Raw genomic sequence first — 20,890 nt, 5'->3', positions numbered from 1 at the left:
CCTCCCGCAGGATTCTTGACGGGCGCCTTGGTGGTGCTTCTCGTCAGGCCGATACTGCCTGTTCCGGCGGGGCATATGCAATGGCAAACGGTCCGGCCCGGTCAAATGGCGAAAATTCCCCCTCCGGTTGGGCCAGGCGGTCCACCACGGCCCACAGCGCCGCGGGATTCACCCCGAGCCCGATATGGCTCGCCAAATGCACCTCGATGTTCTCGGCGCGATTGGAGGGACGGAGCAGACAGGTCCGCCAGTTCACGACACCGTCGGCGCGCGAATAGATCGACGTCGCCGGCACCGGCAGATCGCCGGCAATCGCCTCGCGCGCTTCGGCAAAATCCTCCACCCGCTCGCCGGACAGCGCCTCGTAAAGCCGCGTGGCATTGGTGGCCCGCACGTCGTTGGCAAAAGGGCTGCCGAGCGTGACGACGTAACGAACCATGTCGGGTGCCCAGAGCGCGAGATCGCGGGCATAGACGCCGCCAAGGCTCCATCCGACCAGGCTGACCTTGCGTCCGCTCGCGGTATGGATTTCGCTCAAGCGGGTGCGCAACGAATCCCGCATCCGCCCGAGCCCGCCGAGATTGCGGCCCATCCGCCAGGCATGTGCCTCATAGCCGAGTTCGCTGAGATAGCGCCGCATCGGCGCCATCGATAGATCGCTGGCGAGAAAGCCCGGCAGCGCCAGCACCGGATGGCCGTCGCCCCTCGGCGCGCGCATCAGGAGCGGCGACAACAGCAGGCTCGCATTCAATTCGAACAGCCCACGGGCCTCGGCGAGCAGCAGTCCGAGGCCCGGCGGACGAAGCCGGCCTGACTCCCGCGCCCCATCCGGCCCGGACGACACTATTTTTTCTTGTCGCCGCTGCGCGTGCCGCCGAGGCCGGCCATCGCGACGAACATATCCTGAAACCGCTCGGCGATCTTGGGATCGAAGGTGAACCAGCTCTGGATCAGCGATTCCGGCGAGACCTTCTCGATGTTGCTGAGCACCTGCTGCTGCAGCTTGTCCATCACCGCTGTCTGCATCGGCGCCACGTCGGGCAGACCGAAGAACTGGCGGGCCTCAAGGGGAGTGCAGTCGATTTCGATATTTACTTTCATGTCCCCTCCAGATGAGATTCGAGCGGCCTGGTGCAGTATCGCCGCGAGTTGTGGTGCAACGCAAGCGACCTGAAGCGGACGGCGGGGCCGCCGGCTTGCGCAATCGAGGGGTATGGTCGATCAAACCCCTTCGCGATGACCGCACCAGAGGCGCTGCCACCCTGATCCGGGGAATTCACAGGTCAAAAGTCGAACATCTCCCACCACGCTTTCACCCCCAAATTGCCGGCCAGCATTGCTGCACAGCGGCGCAACTTGGCGCGTTCCTTGCTGGAATGGCGCTTGCACCGGTCGATAACTCTGGGCAACATGGATCAATCGGCCGGCCGAACAATCAAAAACCACCGGCATGGCCGTGTGGAGAGGGTGAAGAATGTCAATATGTCGAAGTCTGTTTGCGGCGACGCTCGCCGGTGTGCTGGCGTTGGCAGCTTCGCCCGCGTCGAGCCAGACCTTGCGCTATGCCAATCAGGGCGAGCTGAAGTCGCTCGATCCCTATACGCTGAACGAGACCACGACGCACGCGCATCTCGGTCACGTCTATGAAGGGTTGGTCGAACGGGGCAAGGACCTGAAGATCATCCCGGCGCTCGCCGAAAGCTGGGAAACGCCTGAGCCGACGCGCTGGCGCTTCCATCTGCGCAAGAACGTCAAGTTTCACAATGGCGACCCCTTTACCGCAGACGATGTAGTCTTCTCCGCCCAACGTGTACTAGCTAAGGGCTCCGACCTGCTGACCCGCATCCCCGCCGATGCCAAGGTCGTGAAGATTGACGACTACACCGTCGACTTCATCCTCAGTTCGCCCAATCCCATTCTGATTTCCCAATGGGATACCTGGTACATCATGGACAAGAAATGGGCCGAGGCAAACAATGCAGTGGCACCGACGCCAGTTGCTGCCACCACCCCGAGCTACGCCTCGCTGCACGCCAACGGCACCGGCCCCTTCATGATCGAAAGCCACCAGCCGGGCGTAAAGACCGTATTCAAGGCGAACCCGAATTGGTGGAATAAGCCTGAACACAACCTCAAAGAGATCGTGTTCACGCCGATCGCCTCCGATGCAACGCGCGTCGCGGCGCTTTTGTCGGGTGAAGTTGACGTGATCGAGCCAGTCCCGCTCCAGGACATCCAGCGCGTCAATAGCAGCCCCAACGCGGCCGTCCTGACCGGGCCCGAACTCCGGACGATCTTCCTCGGCATGGACCAGTCGCGCGACGAACTGCTCTACTCGAGCGTCAAAGGCAAGAATCCCTTCAAGGACGTCCGCGTACGCGAAGCCTTCTACAAGGCGATCGACATCGACTTGATCAAGAACCGCGTCATGCGCGGCCTCTCGACCCCTTCCGCGCTGATGGTTGCGCCCGAACTGTACCCGCTGTCGAAAGACTTCACGCGCCCGAAGTTCGATCCTAATGCCGCCAAGAAGCTGCTCGCAGACGCAGGCTATCCTGACGGCTTCGAGGTGACGATGGACTGTCCAAACGATCGCTACGTCAACGACGCGGCGATCTGCCAGGCGGTAGTCGGCATGCTCGCCCGCGTCGGCGTCAAGGTGAATTTGCTGGCGCAGCCGAAGGCACAGTATTTCGCAAAGGTTCTGAAGGCCGGCGGCTTCAAGACCTCCTTCTACCTGCTTGGCTGGACCCCCGGCACGATGGATTCCCACAACGTGCTGCACGACATTCTGGGCTGCCGGGAAGACCCCAAGGATCCCAACCGTGGTCAGGCCAATCTTGGCGGCTACTGCAACAAGGATTTGGACGCGCTCACGGACAAGATCCTGGTTGAGGCCGACACGGCCAAGCGCGATCTCCTGATCAAGCAGGCGTTTGACATATCAATCAAGGACTACGCCTACATCCCCCTGCATCAGCAGTCGCTCGCTTGGGGCGTGTCGAAAAAGGTGAAGCTGACCCAGCGTGCCGACAATCAGGTGCTGCTCTACTGGGCCACCAAGCAGGGCGAGTAAGCGCTAAGAGTTGCGGAAGTCCCGGAAGTCTCGAGCTTCCGGGACTTCCTGTTTCGCGCTACGCCTTCGAACGGCGCCTCTGAAGAGACGTGAAGGGAAAATATGCTCGCTTTCACTCTTCGCCGGATCGTCCAGGCGATCGCCGTTATGTTTGCGGTCGGTATCATCGCCTTTTCGATGTTCCGCTTCGCCGGCGATCCCGTGAACCAGATGGTTGGGCAGGACACCACCATCGCTGAACGCGAAGCGATCCGCAGATCGCTCGGGCTTGACGATCCCGTGATCCTGCAGTTCAGCCACTACGCTGCAAATGCGGCGCAGTTCAAGTTCGGCATATCGTACCAGTTCCGCCTACCGGTCACCGATCTGTTGATAGAACGCATGCCTGCCACACTGGAGCTCGCGATCTGCGCCACCGTGTTCGCAATGGTGTTCGGCATCCTGATGGGCGTCTATTCGGCCCTCAAGCGCGACACCGTGCTCGCCAAACTATTCCAGGCGGTTTCGCTTGTAGGCATCTCACTGCCGACTTTCCTGATCGGCATTCTCCTGATCTATCTGTTCGCGGTGACATTGGGCTGGCTGCCCTCGTTCGGCCGCGGTGAGGTGGTCAAGCTCGGCTGGTGGACGACGGGCCTGCTGACGCTGTCCGGACTGAAGGCGCTGATCATGCCCTCGATCACGCTCGGCCTGTTCCAGATGACCCTGATCATGCGGCTGGTACGCGCGGAGATGCTGGAAGTGCTGCGGACCGACTATATCCGCTTCGCCCGCGCGAGGGGGCTGACCACCCGTGCCATCCATTTCGGCCACGCGCTGAAGAACACGCTGATTCCGGTGATCACGGTGGCCGGGCTTCAGTTTGGCTCGGTTATTGCATTTTCGATCATCACCGAAACCGTGTTCCAGTGGCCGGGCATGGGACTTCTGTTCGTGCAGGCCGTGCAAAATGTCGATATCCCGATCATGGCCGCCTACCTGCTGATGGTCTCGCTGATCTTCGTCACCATCAACCTGGTGGTCGACATCCTCTACACCGTGGTCGATCCGCGCCTGCGCGCGACGGTCGGCCGCGCCGCATAAGGCCGCCTGCATGTCCGACGCAGTCGTCTCCAATTCCGACAAGCAGGGCGCGCAGCCGACGCGTGCCGCCCAGAGCTGGTTCAGCCGCGCGCTCGACAGCGACCTGTTCTATTCGTTCCGGCGTTCCAAGCTCACCATGGTGGCGGCGGCCATCACGGTCCTGTTCTTCCTGCTCGCAATCTTTGCATCCGCGCTCGCGGTGCAGAACCCCTTCGATCCCGCACAGCTGCAATTGATGAATTCGCGGATCTCGCCGCTGTGGACCGCGGACGGCCAGAGCCCGTTCCTGCTCGGCACCGACGAGCAGGGCCGCGACGTGTTCTCCGCCATTCTCTACGGCATGCGCATCTCGCTCGCCGTCGGCGTGGCCGGCGTGATCTTCGCCGGCGCGCTCGGTATCGGGCTCGGCCTGATCGCCGGCTATTTCGGCGGCGCCGTCGATGGCGTGATCATGCGGATCGCCGACGTGCAGCTCACCTTCCCCGCCATCCTGATCGCGCTGCTGGTCAACGGCATCGCGAAATCGATCCTCGGCAACCGGCTCGACGCCACCAGCATGCTCGTCGTGCTGGTGATCTCGATCGGCCTGAGCTTCTGGGTGGGGTATGCGCGGACCGTGCGCGGCTCCGTGATGGTCGAGAAGAACAAGGACTACGTCGCCGCCGCGCAACTGATCGGCCTGCCGGCGCCGAAGATCATGCTACGGCATGTGCTGCCGAACACGATGGGGCCGATCCTGGTCATCGCCACGATCAACCTCGCCCTCGCCATCATCACCGAGGCGACGCTCTCCTTCCTCGGCGTCGGCCTGCCCGACACCATGCCGTCGCTCGGCACGCTGATCCGCATCGGCAACAATTATCTGTTCGCCGGCGAATGGTGGATCGTCGCCTTCCCCGGGCTTGCGCTCGCCGCCCTGATCCTCTCGATCAACCTGCTCGGCGACTGGCTGCGCGACGCGCTCAACCCGAAGCTTCGATGAGCAAAACTTCGATAAGAGCGCCTCGCCCATGACCGAACCCGTGCTCTCCGTGCGCAATCTCCAGGTGGAGTTCGCCTCCCGCCGCGGAACGCTGCGCGCCATCGACGACGTCTCCTTCGACATCGCCAAGGGCGAGGTGCTCGGCGTCGTCGGCGAATCCGGGGCCGGCAAGTCCGTCACCGGCCTCTCGGTGATCGGCCTGATCGATCCGCCCGGCCGCATTGCCGGCGGCGAGATTCGTCTCGCGGGCCTGCGCATCGACAATCTGCCGCCGGAGCAGATGCGCCGTATCAGGGGCAAGCGCATCGGGATGATCTTCCAGGATCCGCTCACCTCGCTCAATCCGCTGTACAAGGTCGGCGACCAGATCGTGGAGACGATCCGGACGCACCTCAATCTGTCGGAGCAGGCGGCGCGCCGCCGCGCCATCGACCTGCTCGCCGAGGTCGGCATTCCCGCGCCCGAAAAGCGCATCGACGGCTATCCCCACGAGTTCTCCGGCGGCATGCGCCAGCGCGTGGTGATTGCGCTTGCGATCTGCGCCGAGCCGGAGGTGATCATCGCGGACGAGCCGACCACCGCGCTCGACGTTTCCGTGCAGGCGCAGATCATCTCGCTGATCAAGCGGCTCGGCCGCGACCATGGCACGGCCGTGATGCTGGTGACGCACGACATGGGCGTGATCGCGGAGACCTCGGACCGCGTCGCGGTGATGTATGCCGGCCGCATCGCGGAGATCGGCCCGGTGCAGGATGTCGTGAGGAACCCGCTGCATCCCTACGCCAAGGGCCTGATGGGCGCGATCCCGACGCTTGCGGGCGAGGACAAGCGCCTCGTGCAGATCCCCGGATCTATGCCCCGGCTGTCGGCGATCCCGCGCGGCTGCTCTTTCAACCCGCGTTGCGCCTTCGCCTTCGACCGATGCCGCGTGGAGCGGCCGGAGCCGCAGCCGCGCGGCGCGCAATCGGTCGCGTGCCATCTCTATGACACCGTACCGGCGGAGAGCGCCGCATGAGCGCGCCTTTCGTCCAGGCCACAAACCTGCGCCGCGTCTTCGACGTCTCAAAACCCTGGCTCAACCGCGTCCTCGAAGGCGGGCAGCTCGAATATCTCAAGGCGGTCGATCACGTCACCTTCGATATCCGCAAGGGCGAGACGTTTGCTCTGGTCGGCGAGTCCGGCTCCGGCAAGACCACGGTGGCGCGGATGGTCGTCGGCCTCCTGCCGCCCAGTTCCGGCGATGTCCTGATCGACGGCGTCTCGATGGCCGATCCGCGGCAGGCGCCGGCGCGGCGCAAGCTGCGTCGCCGCATCCAGATGATCTTCCAGGATCCCTATGCGAGCCTGAACCCGCGGTTCCGCGTCGACGCCATCATCTCCGAGCCGATCCGCGCCTTCGACCTGATCCAGGGCGAGCGCGATATCCAGGCCCGCGTCGGCGAGCTGCTCGGCCTCGTCGGCCTGCATCCGGACGACCGGCTGAAATTCCCGCACGAATTCTCCGGCGGCCAGCGCCAGCGGATCGCGATTGCACGGGCGCTCGCCTCCGATGCCGAGTTCATCGTCTGCGACGAGCCGACCTCGGCGCTCGACGTCTCCGTGCAGGCGCAGATCCTGAACCTGATGCGCGACCTCCAGGACAAGTTCGGCCTGACCTACATGTTCATCAGCCACAACCTCGCCGTGGTCCGTCACATGGCGAGCCGCGTCGGCGTGATGTATCTCGGCCGCATCGTCGAGATCGCGGACGGACGCGAGCTGTTCGCCCGTCCGCGCATGCCCTACACCAAGATGCTGCTCGGCGCCGTGCCGGATCTCGCGATGAGCGGCCGCCAGCGCATTCCGGTCAAGGGCGAGATCCCGAACCCGATCAATCCGCCCTCCGGCTGCGCCTTCAATCCGCGCTGTCCGCTGGCGTTCGATCTCTGCCGCAAGGAGACCCCGGAACTGATCGACGGCGTCGCCTGCCACGCCGTCAACACCGCGCCGGTCCCGGCGTGACGCGCGCGTGCCATGCGGCCTGCGCATTTGGCGGCGGCGTGGCCCTGTGATCAATTGCGCGCACCGCAAATGGGGTAGCCGATGACCAGCAAGATCAATCCCGATCCATTCACGACGAGGCCCGAGATCGAAGGCACCTTCGGAGTCGTCGCCACCACGCACTGGATTGCGACCGCCGTCGGCATGGCTATCCTGGAAAAGGGCGGCAATGCCTTCGATGCCGGCGTTGCCACCGCCTTCACGCTCCAGGTGGTCGAGCCGCATCTGAACGGTCCCGGCGGCGACGTGCCCATCATCGTCCATGACGTGAAGCGCGGCCGCACCGAGGTGATCTGCGGTCAGGGCCCCGCGCCCGCGCGCGCCACCATCGCGCATTACAGAAGCGAAGGCCTCGACATGGTGCCGGGCACCGGCCTGCTCGCCGCCTGCGTCCCCGGCACCTTCGAATCCTGGATGATGCTCTTGCGCGACTACGGCACGATGCGCGTGCGCGACGTGCTGGAGCCGGCGATCTCCTACGCCCGCGACGGCTATCCTCTGGTCGAGCGCGCCTGCGCCACGATCCAGACCGTCGAGCAGCTGTTCCGTCAGCACTGGCCGACCTCGGCCGCGGTGTATCTTCCGAACGGTGAGGTACCGAAGCCGGGCACACTCTTCACCAACAAGACGCTGGCCGCGACCTACACCCGCATTCTCAGCGAAGCCGAGAGCGGCGGCGGTGGCCGCGACGCCGAGATCGAGCGCGCGCGAAAGGCCTGGTCGCGGGGTTTTGTCGCTGAGGCGATCGACAAATTTTGTCGCACTCAGGACGTAATGGATGTCAGCGGCTCCCCGCACCGCGGCGTCCTCTCTGCCGACGACATGGCGCGCTGGCAGCCGACGGTCGAGGCGCCGCTCACCTACGATTACGGCCGCTACACCGTCTGCAAGGCCGGTGTCTGGAGCCAGGGCCCGGTGACACTGCAGCAGCTTGCGCTGCTCAAGGGCTTTGCGCTCGACGGGCTCGATCCGACCGGACCGGAGTTCATCCATCTCCAGATCGAATCCGCCAAGCTTGCCTTCGCCGACCGCGAGAAATTCTACGGCGACCCCAAGTTCACCGAGATCCCGATCGCAACGCTGCTGTCGGATGCCTACAACGACGAGCGCCGCAAGCTCGTCACCGACAAGGCCTCGCTCGACTTCGTGCCCGGCTCGGTCGAGGGTTTTGGCGGCGAGGTCAAGCTGCGCCGCGCCGAGGGCCAGCGCGAGGCTGTCGGCGCACTCGGTGCCGGCGAACCGACGGTCGGGCGCTTCGGCGAGGTGCGCGGCGACACCGTGCATTTCGACATCATCGACAAAGCCGGCAACATGGTGTCCTCGACGCCGTCGGGCGGCTGGCTGCAATCCTCGCCGATCATTCCGGAGCTCGGCTTTTGTCTGGGCAGCCGCGCCCAGATGTTCTGGCTGGAGGAAGGCCATCCCGCCGCGCTCGCGCCGGGAAAGCGGCCGCGCACGACGCTGTCGCCGACCATGGCATTGCGCGATGGCGAGCCGTATCTCGCCTGGGGCTCGCCCGGCGGCGACCAGCAGGACCAGTGGATCACGCAGTTTTTCCTGCGCCACGTTCACTGCAATCTCAATCTCCAGGAAGCGATCGACGCGCCGGCCTGGCACTCCGAGCATTTCCCGATCTCGTTCTGGCCGCGCACCGCGCGCCCCGGCGTGCTCGTGGTCGAGAACCGCGTGCCGAAGGCGACGATCGAAAACCTGCGCGAGCGTGGCCATATCGTCGAGGTCGGCCCCGACTGGTCGGAAGGTCGCCTCACCGCAGCCTCGCGCATCGGCGTACGCCGCCGCGCCGCCGCCAATCCGCGCGGCATGCAGGGCTACGCCGCAGGACGCTGAAAGGCAGCCAATGACCTGGTCGATTATCGCACGCGATCCTGCCACCGGCCATTTCGGCATTGCTGTCGCCACTCGCTTCTTCGCCGTCGGCGCACGGGTCCCGTACATTGCCGCCGGCCTCGGCGCCATCGCCACGCAGGCCTTCGTCAACCCCTACTACGGCATCGACGGCGTCAAGCTGCTGCGCGAAGGCCTCAATGCGCACGATGTGCTCGCCACCCTGCTTGCGACCGATGACGGCCGCGAAAGCCGCCAGGTCCACATCATGGATGCCAGCGGCGAGATCGCCGCGCATACAGGGGGCGACTGCGTCGACTGGTGCGGCCACATCGCAGGCAGCGGCTTCTCGGTCGCCGGCAACATGCTCGCCTGCGCCGACGTGCTCGACGAGACCGCAAGGACCTACATTGCCAACGACAGCCTGCCCTTCCCGCGCCGTCTGCTCGCGGCGATGCGTGCGGGCGAGGCCGCCGGCGGCGACAAGCGGGGCAAGCAGTCCGCCGCGCTGCTGATCCACGGCGAGGAGGAATGGCCGGCGCTGGACGTTCGCGCCGACGACCATCCCGATCCGCTCGGCGAGGTCGAACGACTCGAGCAAGTCAGCCACGAGCTCTGGGTGCACTTCCGCGCCTCCATGCCGACGCGGCAGAACCCGGCCGGCAACACCGATCGCAGCGTCATCGATGCCAGCATCGCAGCAGCGCGCGCAAGGCGGTCATGAGCGCGAGCCCACTCATCGAGATCAGGGACCTGCGCATCCGCTTTCACGGCGACGACGGCCGCGTCACCCACGCCGTCGACAGTGTCGATCTCAGCGTGGCCAATGGCGCCACGCTCGGCCTCGTCGGCGAATCCGGGTGCGGCAAGAGCGTGACGTCGCTGGCGATCATGGGCCTCTTGCCGAAGCAGAGCGCGGAGATATCCGGCGCGATCCGCTTCGACGGTTTCGACCTGTTGAAGACCCCGGACCAGACGCTGCGCGATCTGCGCGGCAACCGGCTGGCGATGATCTTCCAGGAGCCGATGACCTCGCTCAACCCGAGTTTCACGATCGGCGACCAGATCATCGAAACGATCTTGCGCCACCGCGGCGGCTCGCGGAAGAGTGCGCGGAACCGCGCAATCGAGCTGCTGCGCCGCGTCCACATTCCATCGCCCGAGCGGCGCATCGACGAATATCCACACAAGCTCTCCGGCGGCATGCGCCAGCGCGTGATGATCGCGATGGCGCTCGCCTGCGACCCGCGCCTCCTCATCGCCGACGAGCCGACGACGGCGCTCGACGTCACCCTGCAGGCCCAGATCCTGGAGCTGATGCGCGAGCTGAAAGCGGCGAGCGGCGCCGCGATCATCCTGATCACCCACGATCTCGGCGTCGTCGCCGAGGTCTGCGACGAGGTGGCGGTGATGTATGCCGGCGAGATCGTCGAGCGCGCGCCGGTGGACGAATTGTTCTCCGCGGCGCAGCATCCGTACACGGTCGGCCTGCTCGGCTCGATCCCGCGGCTCGACCATCGGGCCGAGCAGCTTGCGACGATCGAAGGCATGGTTCCGAACATGGCGCAGCCGCCCGCCGGTTGCCGCTTCGCCGCGCGCTGTCCCTTCGTGCTGGATGCCTGTACGAAGGTGCCGCCGCGGCTGCTGGAAGTCGGCCCCGGTCACCTCTCGCGCTGCATCCGCGCGCCGCTCGAACGCCTGGTGTCGTGATGGCGCTGCTATCTCCTCTCGTGCCCCGGGCGCGGTGCAGCACAAGCGAAGCGCAGTGGTGCACCGCTGAAACGGGGCCCATGTGGCGAAGAGCTGGGTCCCGGTTCAGCGTCGCAATACTCCGTATTGCGCTGCGCCCGGGACACGAGACCGGATTTCGTGGGGTGTGCAAACAATGACCGCCCTGCTCGAGGTGACAGGCCTGGTCAAGCATTTCGTCGCCGAGCGCTCGCTGCTGGGCCGGCCGCTGGCGCACGTCAAGGCGGTCGATGGCGTCAGCTTCTCGCTCGAAGCGGGCAAGACGCTGGCCCTGGTCGGAGAATCCGGCTGCGGCAAGTCCACCGTCAGCCGCCTGGTGCTGCGGCTGATCGAGCCGGATGCAGGCTCGGTCCGTTTCGACGGCCGCGATCTGCTCTCGCTCGATGCCCGCGGCTTGCGCGCCTTCCGCCGCGAGGCGCAGATCATCTTCCAGGATCCCTACGCCTCGCTCAATCCGCGCATGACGGTCGGCCAGATCCTGACCGAGCCGCTGGCACTGCATGATCTCGCTCCGGCGCCGCGGCGATCCGAGCGCGTCGCCGAGCTGCTGCGGCTGGTCGGGCTGGAGCCACGGCTGGCGCGACGTTATCCGCATGAATTCTCCGGCGGCCAGCGCCAGCGCATCGCCATCGCTCGCGCGCTCGCGGTCGAGCCGAAGCTGATCATCTGCGACGAGCCGGTCTCGGCACTCGACGTCTCGATTCGCTCGCAGATCCTCAACCTCCTGCGCGAGCTGCAAGACCGGCTGGGCCTCGCCTACATTTTCGTCTCGCATGACCTCGCCGTGGTCAAGCACATCGCCGACCACGTCGCGGTGATGAATCTCGGCCAGATCGTCGAGACCGCGGAGGCGGACGCGCTGTTCGCCGCGCCGCGCCATCCCTACAGCCGGGCGCTTCTGTCCGCGATCCCCGTGCCTAAACCGCGGGCAAAGAGCAGCCGGATTGTGCTGCAGGGAGAGATCCCCAGCGCGCTCAATCCGCCGCCGGGATGCCGCTTCCACACCCGCTGCCCCTATGTGGTCGATCGCTGCCGCAGCGAAATGCCTCGGCTCGTCGCGGATGGCATCGGACATGCAACGGCCTGCCACCGAACATCGGAACTGCCCTCCTCGGAGGCGATCGTCCGCATGGACGGCGGCTTCTCGCCGGTCCTGGAAAAACTGGTCGCAGCCTTCAGCGGCGGGCCCGAAGCAGCACGCGGCGGCGGGATACGTTCATTGGGGGCGGCCCCCACATCGCCGTGAAACAGAGGTTGAGAACGATGAGCTTGATGCGCTTGACAATCCTGGCGTCGGCATTGCTGACGTCGCTCGCGGGCACGGCCCAGTCGCAGACCACGCTTCGCATCGGCATCGCCGAAGACCCCGACATCCTCGATCCCAGCATCGGCCGCACTTATGTCGGCCGCATCGTCTTCTCCGCGTTCTGTGACAAGCTATTCGACATCGACGAGAAGCTCAATATCGTGCCGCAGCTGGCGTTGTCCTACGAGACATCGGCCGACGGCAAGGCCATGACGATCAAGCTTCGGCCAAACGTCAAGTTCCACGATGGCGAGCCGCTCGACGCGGAAGCCGCAAAATTCTCGATCGAGCGTCACATGACGCTGCCGACCTCGTTCCGCAAGTCGGAGCTCGCCAGCGTCGACCATGTCGAGGTGGTCGATCCCCTCACGATCAAGCTGGTGCTGAAGACGCCGTACTCGCCGCTGATCACCCAGCTCACCGACCGCTCCGGCATGATGGTCTCGCCCAAGGCTGCGAAGGAGGCCGGTGACAAGTTCGGCCTGCATCCGGTCTGCGCCGGTCCCTACAAATTCGTCGAGCGCGTCCAGCAGGACCGCATGGTATTCGAGAAATTCGCCGACTACTGGAACAAGGACAACATCCACATCGACCGCATCGTGTTCCAGCCGATCGTCGACGCCACCGTGCGCCTCGCCAATCTGAAATCCGGCGCGCTCGACCTGATCGAACGCGTGCTCGCCACCGACATCAAGGACGTTCGCGCCGATCCCCGGCTCGTGCTGTCGACCGCGCCCGAGCTCGGCTATCAAGGCCTCACGATCAACATCGCCAACGACAAAGCCAAGGGACCGCTCAGCCAGTCGGCGAAGGTGCGCCAGGCGCTCAGCCTGTCGATCGATCGCGAGGCCATCAACCAGGTCGTGTTCAACGGCGAGTTCACCCCAGGCAATCAGTGGGTCAGCCCGACGCATCCGTATTATCAGAAGTCTTTCCCCGTTCCGGGCCGCGACATCGCCAAGGCCAAAGCACTGCTGAAGGAGGCCGGCGTCAGCCTCCCCGTGACCATCGACTACATGGTCCCCAAGGGCACCGAGTACGAGGCCGTCGCCCAGGTCGTGCAGTCCATGGCCGCCGAAGCCGGCTTCGGCATCAAGATCCGCGCCGTCGAATTTGCGACCACCTTCAAGCAGCCCAGGCCGGCGAATTCCAGGTGTTTCAGATCCCCTGGAGCGGCCGGATCGATCCCGACGGCAATTCCTACATCTTCATGCGCAGCAAGGCGCCGCAGAATGACGGAGGTTATTCCAACCCAGACGCCGACAAGCTGCTGGAAGAGGGGCGAGCGACATCCAACGTCGACGAGCGCAAGGCGATCTACGCCAAGCTGACCAAGATCCTGCTCGACGACCTGCCGATCATCTACATCTATCACCGCACGCTCCTGATCGCGCACACCAAGAAGCTCGACGGTTACCGGCAGATGCCCGATGGCCTCGTGCGCGTGGTCGGACTGAAGTTCAAGTGACAGATCTGATGACGACGATGGCGTGTCCCGGACGCGGCGCAGCGCATAAGCGCTGCTCCGCAGAGCCGGGACCCACAGCAGCAGCAAACCGCGGCCATTGGGTCCCGGTTCAGCAGCGCAACATTGCATGTTGCGCTGCGCCCGGGACACAAGCCGCATCATGCTGAACTTCCTCGCCCGCCGCATCGCGCAGATCGTGCCGACGCTGTTCTTCGTGTCGGTGCTGATCTTCTCGCTGCAGCAATTGCTGCCGGGCGATCCCGCGCTGGTGATGGCCGGCGAGGAGCGCGATCCCGCGGTGATCGAGCAGATCCGCCAGCAGTACAAGCTCGATCAGCCGATCCCCGTGCAATACGTCTATTGGCTCAAGGGCGTGCTGACGGGCAATTTCGGCGAGTCGCTGCGCAACAAGATGCCGGTGCGCGAGCTGATCGCGCAGAAGCTGCCGGTGACGCTGCAGCTCGGCTCGATGGCGATCCTGATCGCGTTCTTCATCGGCATTCCCGCCGGCATCGTCTCCGCGGTGAAGAAGGGCACGGCCTGGGACTATGGCGCCAATCTGTTTGCGCTGTGGGGCATCTCGACGCCGAATTTCTGGCTCGGAATCCTCCTGATCTTCCTGTTCTCGATCAAGCTCGGCTGGCTGCCCGCCTCCGGCTACGTGCCGCTGACCGAGGACTGGCGCGCGAGCCTGGCCGCCACCATCATGCCGGCGTTCGTGCTCGGCAATGCGATTTCCGCGATCCTGATGCGGCATACGCGCAGCGCCATGCTCCAGGTGCTGGAAAGCGACTATGTCCGCACCGCGCGGGCGAAGGGCCTCTCCGAGCGCTCGGTCATCCTCAAGCACGCGATGCGCAATGCGCTGACGCCCGTGATCACACTCGGCGCGCTCGAACTCGGCACGCTGCTGTCAGGTGCGGTGCTGACCGAACAGATCTTCTCCATTCCCGGATTCGGCAAGCTGATCGTGGACGCCGTCTTCAACCGCGACTATGCGGTGGTGCAGGGCGTCGTGCTGGTGACCGCCACCGTCTACATCACGCTGAACCTTGTCGCCGACGTCGCCTATATCCTGGTCAATCCGCGGCTGCGAGGCTAGCCCATGACCGACGCCGCGCTGCCCAGTCCCGTCACGCAAGCCTATGAGCTGGATAGCCCTGCTCGCCGCGCGCGGCGGCGGCTGTTCAAGCGCAAGGCAGCGGTGTTCGGGCTCGTCGTGATCACGGCATTCATTCTCCTTGCGGCCCTCGCGTCGCTCGTCGTGCCCTATGATCCCGTCGCGACGAGCTGGAGCCTGGTGCGCAAGCCGCCGACCACAACCCACTGGTTCGGCACCGACGAGCTCGGCCGCGACATCCTCAGCCGCGTCGTCTACGGCGCCCGCGCCTCTCTGCTCGCGGGCCTCATCTCGGTGGCGATCGCGCTCGGCGTCGGCGTGCCGCTCGGTCTCCTCGCCGGATATCGCGGCGGCTTCGTCGATGCGCTGATCAGCCGGATCACGGACGCGATGCTGGCCTGCCCGTTCCTGATCCTGGCGATTGCGCTCGCCGCGTTCCTCGGTCCAAGCCTCGGCAATGCCATGATCGCGATCGGCATCTCGGCGACCCCGATCTTCATCCGCCTGACCCGCGGCCAGGTGCTGGTCGTCAAGGCCGAGGACTATGTCGAGGCGGCGCGCGCCCTCGGCAATCCGCCTTGGCGGATCGCGTTCTCCCATATCCTGCCGAACATCCTGCCGGCGCTGCTGGTGCAGGCGACACTCTCGATCGCCGCCGCCATCATCGCGGAAGCCGCCCTGTCCTTCCTCGGCCTCGGCCAGCAGCCGCCCGCGCCATCCTGGGGCAGCATGCTCAACGCCGCGCAACGCTTCCTGACCCAGGCGCCGTGGATGGCGATCTGGCCGGGACTTGCGATCTTCCTCGTGGTGCTGTCGCTGAATCTGCTCGGCGACGGCCTCCGCGACGCGCTCGATCCGCGGCAGCGCTGAAGTTGGATCAGAACCGCGATCTTCACCTCTGCCCCACAGAAGTGAAGAGCGACCGTCGACGGATCAGATCACCACTTCCCGCATCACCCGCCGGCAATCCATCTCGTATTCCAGGTCGACCACCGGCGGCCGGGCAAAATGCCAGGTCAAGCCGGAGCGCAATGCGCCGCGGCGGACCAGTTCGTCGACCAGCGCGTGGTGAAAGTCGTGCACGGAATAGGCCTGAACGCCGGTCGTATCCTTCCAGCCGAAGCCGAAGGCGGCCATCCGGGCCTCCATTTGCGAGGTCGTGGTGAAGCGAACCTTCTCCCGCAGGCCTTCCGGACTGAGGTCGCGGTAGCGCACGGTGCGCTCGACATAGGTCCCACTGCCTTCACGGGCCTCGGCGCCACCGGCAATCACAAACGATGGTGCTTTCGAGTGGGTCGGGCGCGTGAAGGAGAATGCGTAGAAGGACGGCTCTGAGGGCGGCTCGATCTCCGGACACACATTGCTGCGCGCCACCGGATTGGTGGTCCCGTCGAAGATGCCCCATTCCGACAGCGTCTTCACGTAGTGCAAATTGAACGCGCGGAAGCCTTCCTCGCTGAACGCCGCCGGTGAGCGCAGCTCGCAGGCACAGAATGCGGTCAGCGAACGCCCCGCCTCCTGGATGTATTTTGCGGCCCGCGCAAATCCTTCCGCGAGCGGTACCAGGCGGTCGAACCGGACGCGCTCGATCTCGTAGCCCTCATCCGCGGCGGCGCCGGCGGAATACTGGAACACGGATGGGATGAAACGATAGTTGCCGGCGGAGAATTCACGCGTCATGACGGACTCCTATTCCAATTGCATGCGAATGCCTTTGGCGCCGTTGAGCAGACGCCTCAGGTGAAAACCGGCCAGCGGATCGTCGGCATGCATCCCGACCAGCGCGGCAAAGGCCGGCATGGCCGCGGCATCGCCGGCCTCCATCTTGGCAAAAGCTTCGGAATATTGCGCCGTCTCCGGGGCTTCGAATTTCGCCTCGGGCAACGGTTCGAACGCGCGCAGCGGCTCGCTGCGTCCACGCAGCATCAGGTCGCCCACGGGCCGACCATGGAAGTTCGCAGCCGCCTTTGCCACGCTGGCACTGACGCAGATGCGCGTTCCCAGATGCTTGTTGGCGGCTTCCAGCCGCGCCGCCGTATTGACGGTGTCGCCATAGGCCGTGTAGTCGAAAAAGCGGTTGCCGCCGAAATTGCCGACCAGCGCGGGACCAGCATGGGCACCGATGCGGGTGGCCCCGAAATTCACGCCTCTCGCCTTCCAGCGCGCCGAAAAGTCCTCCGCCCAGGCGTCGAGGTCATGAGCGCAGGCAACTGCACGCGTCGCATAGTCCGGCTGGTCGCCTGGTGCATTGAACAGCACCTGGATCGCATCGCCGATGATCTTGGCGACCGTCCCCTCATGAGCGAAGACGATCTCGGTCATGCCGCCGACATACTCGTTGAGAAGCTCGCCCAGCGTCTGCGGGGCCGCGGACTCGACCAGCGAGGTAAAGCCGGTGATGTCGGTGAAGAGGGTGGCGACATCGCGCCACTGCACCTCCATGCCGTCGCCGTCGACATCCGCCGCCAGGCGCCTTGCGATCTCCGGCGAGAAGAAACGCGACAGCGAGGCATGGGCGCGCTCGGCTTCCATCTGGCGCCGCCGCACGTCGCGCAGCATCTCGACATGACGAATGGTCTTCTCGATCGTGGTCTCCAGATCGGCGAAGTCGATCGGCTTGGTCAGGAAGTCGAACGCGCCGCGGTTCATGGCGACACGGATGTTGCTCATGTCGCCATAGGCCGAGACGATGATGGTCGATTTCTTGTCCTCGGCTTCCTGGAGCTTCGCCAGCAGCGACAGCCCGTCCATCCGCGGCATGTTGATGTCGGAAACCACCATGTCGACATGCGGGTTCTGCTCGAGCGACTCCAGCGCCTCCAAGCCGTCGCGCGCGAATATGAGAGCGAACTGTCCATCGCGAATCTGCCTGCGGAATTTCTGCAGGATCAGCGCCTCGAGGTCCGGCTCGTCATCGACGAAGAGGATGGTCGCAGTCATGCGGCTTGCTCGAGCCTCGTGTCGATCTCCTGCCGCAGCAGCACGAAATCGATCGGCTTGGTGAGGAGCCCGACCGCGCCGCGCTCGATCGCCTTTCGGCGCGTCTCGGCGTCGCCATAGGCTGTGATCATGATGACCGGAACGTCCGGATGTGCGGCACGCACCTTCGGCAGCATGTCGAGCCCGCTCATGCCGGGCATGTTGATATCGGACAGGATCAGGATCAGCGAGGGATCGCGAACCTCGGCGGCGCGCTCGAGCGCCTCGGGAGCCGAGAGAGCGAACTCCATCTGGAAGCGGCCGGCGCGCAGGTCGCGCCGGAACTGCTGCCGGAACAGCGCCTCGACGTCGGGCTCGTCATCGACGACCAGGATGTAAACGTTCAAGACTCGCCTCCAAGTGTACTGCCAGCTGTACTACCGGTCGTGCTGCCCGGTGTCATCGTCCGCGGCAAGGTGATGACGAATTCGGTGAATACACCGGGTGTGGTGTTCACGTCGATCGTCCCGCCGTGTTGTTTCACCACGATGTCATGACTCATCGAAAGACCGAGCCCGGTCCCCTCGCCGGCCGGCTTGGTCGTGAAAAAGGGATTGAACATCTTCTCCTTCACCTCGGACGGAATCCCGGTGCCGTTATCACGGATCCGGATCTCGACCTTGTCGCCGAGGTTCTTCGTCGCGGCGCGCAAGGTCGGCTCGAAGGCGTCGCCCGCGCTCTCCTTGCGCTTGGCAGTGGCATAGAAGCCGTTGGAGATCAGGTTGAGGAAGACGCGCGTGATCTCCTGCGGATAGATATCGACCATACCGGCGGCCGGGTCGAGCTCGCGCTGGAGCGTGACGTTGAAGGCCGGCCGCTCGGCGCGCGCGCCGTGATAGGCCAGATTGAGGCTTTCCTCCACGACGGCATTGATGTCGGCGGCGCGATGTTCGCCGGAGCCCTCGCGCGAATGCAGCAGCATGTTCCGGACGATGGAATCGGCGCGCTTGCCGTGCTGCACCACCTTTTCGAGGTTGCCCTTGAGCGTGCCGGTCAGCTCCTCGATCTCCTCCTTCGTCTTGCCGTCGAGCGCGGCGGATTGCAGGGCCTCGTTGAGCTCGTCGATCAACTCGGTCGAGAGAGCCGAGAAATTGTTGACGAAGTTGAGCGGGTTCTTGATCTCATGAGCGATCCCCGCGGTAAGCTGGCCGAGCGAGGCAAGCTTCTCCGTCTGGACCAGGCGGTCCTGCGCGGTGCGCAGATCGTCGAGGGATCGCGACAGTTCTGTCGTGCGTTCCTGAACCTCCTCGAACAATCGGACATTCTCGATCGCGATAAGGGCCTGATCCGCAAAGGTCGTAGCGAGTTCTATTTGCTTGTCGCTGAAGGGCCGTACCATATGCCGCGTCAGGACGAACACGCCGATCGGTGTCCCCTCCCGAAGGAGGGGGACACCGAGCATCGTACGCACGTTGGAACGCCGTCGCGCGGCCGAGGGGGCATAGTTTGGGTCGGCCTGCACGTCGGGAACATGGACCGTCCTGCCATCAAGCAACGTGCGTCCGACCACACTCCCGCGCTCCGGTACGGACGCGAAGGTCCGAAGCTTGCTTTCCTGCTCCGCGTCGAGCCCGCAGCTTGCCGCCAAATAGAAAACGCCGTCGCGAGGCCGAAAGATCGTCCCCTCGTCGGCGTCGCACAAGCGGGCGGCCGATCCGACCAGCGTGTTCAGGACGGTCTGCAGATCAAACGCCGAACGGCTGATGACCTTCAGCACATCGGCGGTCGCCGTCTGCTGCTGCAAGGACTCGCTCAATTCCGCAGTTCGCCGTTCGACCTTGTTTTCGAGGTCGGCATAGGATTCCTGCAAGCGCGCACCCATGTCGTTGAACTGATCGGCAAGGCCTTCGAGTTCGTCGCCGGTCCGGATCGAGATGCGCTGGGAGAAGTCGCCGCCGCCGATCCTTTCGGCGCCGCTGCGCAGCGCCTGGATGGGCCCGACCATGCGACGTGCCAGGAATATCCCGGCGAGCACGGCAAAGATCGATGCCGCGAGCAGCACGATCGCGAGCCGTTGCAACGCGGCGTAGAGTGCGGCATAGGCCTCCTCGACCGGCAGTTCGACGAACATGGTCCAGTGCAGCGGAGCGATCGGCGCCGACGCGGTCAGCACCTTCTGCCCTTCGATGTTGCGCGCCTCGGAGAGCCCGTCGCCCATAAGGCCGCCTGAGGCAAGCGCGGCCCGCACCTGCGGCAGGTTCGACATATCGGTGTTGCGCAGGACCAGGCTGATGTCGGGATGCGCGATCAGGCGTCCCTCGGGGCCGACCACGTAGGCGTGCCCGTGCTTGCCGACCTTGATCTGGGACACGAGGTCCCAGATCAGCTTGAGATTGACCTCGGCGATGCTGACGCCGGCATCCTTGCGCACACCGGCCAGCGCCAGCGTCATGTAGGGCTCGGACTCCCGGCGGAAATAGACCGGGCCATAATAGATCTTGTGCGCGACCGCCTCGGTGAACTTGGCATCCCTGGACAGGTCGATCCCGCTCTCGATGGCGTCCATCGCCAACCGCGAAACGCGCAGCCGCTCCTTACCGGTCGAATCCGCCTGGGCAAGCTCTGTAATGGCGGGGACTTGGCGCAGGAGACGCAGTGCATCGAATCGGCGCTGCTCGATTGAGCCCGCCGACCACGGCAGTTGCGTGGTCCAGCCGAGCTGGCTCTCGATCTCCTTCACGAAATGGCCGATCTTGGCCGCGGCGGCCTCGGCCTGCTCATGCTGGACACGGATCAGCGCCGCCTTGTGCTCGCGGTAATAGAAGACGACCTCGAACAGGCCGTTCGCAAGCAGGGCGACAGCAACGACCGCCACGAACAGCGCCACATATTTGATGAACAGCCGGCTTCTGATCCCCCGTGCCGCCTGGCCGCCGGAGGCAACGCCATTCGAAGCTCCGCTCGGCAAAGACCTCGCTTGCCGGCTATCGGGATGGACGGAAAGGCTCATACCGCGGAACCTAGCAAGAAGACCGGACCTTGTCTCTCGCAGGCGCGGAAAAGCGGCTATCCCGGGACACAACAAAAAGGGCGGCAGCGGATGACCGCTACCGCCCTTGGACCAGCTTGCCTTGCGGCCTCAGGTCGGCCGCAGCGCCTTTGAGCCGAGGTCGAGCTCGTTGACCTGCTTGTTCCGCTCCGAATCGGCCGCAGCGCGATGGTCGGTCGCCAGCACCACATAGACCGCCGGCAGCACGAACAGGGTGAACAGCGTGCCGATCGACATGCCGGCCACGACGACC

17 protein-coding genes and 1 pseudogene are annotated in these 20,890 nt (G+C 64.9%); 12 read left to right on the top strand and 6 right to left on the bottom strand.

What is annotated here, in order from left to right; translation table 11 throughout:
* Nucleotides 1-43: 43 nt before the first annotated feature.
* Nucleotides 44-844 carry an esterase/lipase family protein gene (locus IC50_RS24390; protein WP_035710683.1) on the bottom strand — a complete coding sequence of 267 codons (801 nt, stop codon included), beginning with the start codon at nucleotides 842-844 and terminating at the stop codon, nucleotides 44-46.
* Entirely contained in the window at nucleotides 844-1,101 is a 258-nt protein-coding gene (locus IC50_RS24385; protein WP_035710680.1) for a DUF6489 family protein, read from the bottom strand. The genes IC50_RS24390 and IC50_RS24385 overlap by 1 nt, the downstream gene beginning before the upstream one ends.
* 373 nt (nucleotides 1,102-1,474) lie before the next feature.
* Between IC50_RS24385 and IC50_RS24380 the strand changes: the two genes are divergently transcribed.
* The 12 genes and pseudogenes from IC50_RS24380 to IC50_RS24325 all read left to right on the top strand — a co-directional run bounded on the left by IC50_RS24380 (nucleotide 1,475) and on the right by IC50_RS24325 (nucleotide 15,539).
* Nucleotides 1,475-3,076 (top strand): ABC transporter substrate-binding protein, encoded by a 1,602-nt coding sequence (locus IC50_RS24380; protein WP_035710677.1) that lies wholly within the window; start codon nucleotides 1,475-1,477, stop codon nucleotides 3,074-3,076.
* 102 nt (nucleotides 3,077-3,178) lie between these two features.
* On the top strand, nucleotides 3,179-4,159 hold the full coding sequence (locus IC50_RS24375; RefSeq protein ID WP_035710674.1) for an ABC transporter permease: 981 nt from the start codon (nucleotides 3,179-3,181) through the stop codon (nucleotides 4,157-4,159).
* A 10-nt stretch (nucleotides 4,160-4,169) separates the two neighbouring features.
* Complete coding sequence (locus IC50_RS24370) at nucleotides 4,170-5,141, top strand: ABC transporter permease (RefSeq protein ID WP_035710671.1); 972 nt, start codon at nucleotides 4,170-4,172, stop codon at nucleotides 5,139-5,141.
* A 28-nt stretch (nucleotides 5,142-5,169) separates the two neighbouring features.
* Nucleotides 5,170-6,156 carry an ABC transporter ATP-binding protein gene (locus IC50_RS24365; RefSeq protein WP_035710668.1) on the top strand — a complete coding sequence of 329 codons (987 nt, stop codon included), beginning with the start codon at nucleotides 5,170-5,172 and terminating at the stop codon, nucleotides 6,154-6,156.
* Entirely contained in the window at nucleotides 6,153-7,142 is a 990-nt protein-coding gene (locus IC50_RS24360) for an ABC transporter ATP-binding protein (RefSeq protein ID WP_035710664.1), read from the top strand. Before IC50_RS24365 ends, IC50_RS24360 begins: the two co-directional genes overlap by 4 nt.
* A gap of 81 nt (nucleotides 7,143-7,223) precedes the next feature.
* Nucleotides 7,224-9,029, top strand: coding sequence for a gamma-glutamyltransferase family protein (locus IC50_RS24355; protein WP_035710659.1), 1,806 nt, complete (start codon nucleotides 7,224-7,226; stop codon nucleotides 9,027-9,029).
* 10 nt (nucleotides 9,030-9,039) lie between these two features.
* The gene (locus IC50_RS24350; protein ID WP_035710657.1) at nucleotides 9,040-9,750 is read left to right on the top strand and encodes a DUF1028 domain-containing protein; all 711 of its coding nucleotides are present in this window, start codon (nucleotides 9,040-9,042) and stop codon (nucleotides 9,748-9,750) included.
* Entirely contained in the window at nucleotides 9,747-10,736 is a 990-nt protein-coding gene (locus tag IC50_RS24345; RefSeq protein WP_035710654.1) for an ABC transporter ATP-binding protein, read from the top strand. Before IC50_RS24350 ends, IC50_RS24345 begins: the two co-directional genes overlap by 4 nt.
* A gap of 175 nt (nucleotides 10,737-10,911) precedes the next feature.
* On the top strand, nucleotides 10,912-12,021 hold the full coding sequence (locus IC50_RS24340; protein ID WP_035710650.1) for an ABC transporter ATP-binding protein: 1,110 nt from the start codon (nucleotides 10,912-10,914) through the stop codon (nucleotides 12,019-12,021).
* Between the two features lie 17 nt (nucleotides 12,022-12,038).
* Nucleotides 12,039-13,549, top strand: a pseudogene (locus IC50_RS24335) (ABC transporter substrate-binding protein).
* Nucleotides 13,550-13,709: 160 nt separating this feature from the next.
* The gene (locus IC50_RS24330; protein ID WP_035710764.1) at nucleotides 13,710-14,651 is read left to right on the top strand and encodes an ABC transporter permease; all 942 of its coding nucleotides are present in this window, start codon (nucleotides 13,710-13,712) and stop codon (nucleotides 14,649-14,651) included.
* 3 nt (nucleotides 14,652-14,654) lie between these two features.
* On the top strand, nucleotides 14,655-15,539 hold the full coding sequence (locus IC50_RS24325) for an ABC transporter permease (RefSeq protein WP_035710647.1): 885 nt from the start codon (nucleotides 14,655-14,657) through the stop codon (nucleotides 15,537-15,539).
* A gap of 63 nt (nucleotides 15,540-15,602) precedes the next feature.
* Here IC50_RS24325 and cnbZ read toward each other — a convergent pair whose 3' ends face one another.
* From cnbZ to IC50_RS24305, 4 genes are read right to left on the bottom strand one after another with little or no spacing between them, the layout of a single operon-like run.
* Entirely contained in the window at nucleotides 15,603-16,349 is a 747-nt protein-coding gene (cnbZ, locus tag IC50_RS24320; protein ID WP_035710645.1) for a 2-amino-5-chloromuconate deaminase CnbZ, read from the bottom strand.
* A gap of 9 nt (nucleotides 16,350-16,358) precedes the next feature.
* Nucleotides 16,359-17,609: an adenylate/guanylate cyclase domain-containing protein gene (locus IC50_RS24315; RefSeq protein ID WP_035710644.1), complete on the bottom strand. Its 1,251-nt coding sequence runs from the start codon at nucleotides 17,607-17,609 to the stop codon at nucleotides 16,359-16,361.
* The gene (locus tag IC50_RS24310; protein WP_035710643.1) at nucleotides 17,606-17,995 is read right to left on the bottom strand and encodes a response regulator; all 390 of its coding nucleotides are present in this window, start codon (nucleotides 17,993-17,995) and stop codon (nucleotides 17,606-17,608) included. The genes IC50_RS24315 and IC50_RS24310 overlap by 4 nt, the downstream gene beginning before the upstream one ends.
* Nucleotides 17,992-20,598: a sensor histidine kinase gene (locus IC50_RS24305; protein ID WP_050991077.1), complete on the bottom strand. Its 2,607-nt coding sequence runs from the start codon at nucleotides 20,596-20,598 to the stop codon at nucleotides 17,992-17,994. Before IC50_RS24305 ends, IC50_RS24310 begins: the two co-directional genes overlap by 4 nt.
* Nucleotides 20,599-20,890 lie beyond the last annotated feature (292 nt).

Source organism: Bradyrhizobium genomosp. I (2014) (assembly GCF_000261685.1).
Classification (GTDB): domain Bacteria; phylum Pseudomonadota; class Alphaproteobacteria; order Rhizobiales; family Xanthobacteraceae; genus Bradyrhizobium.
This window is presented reverse-complemented; position numbering and strand designations above follow the sequence as displayed.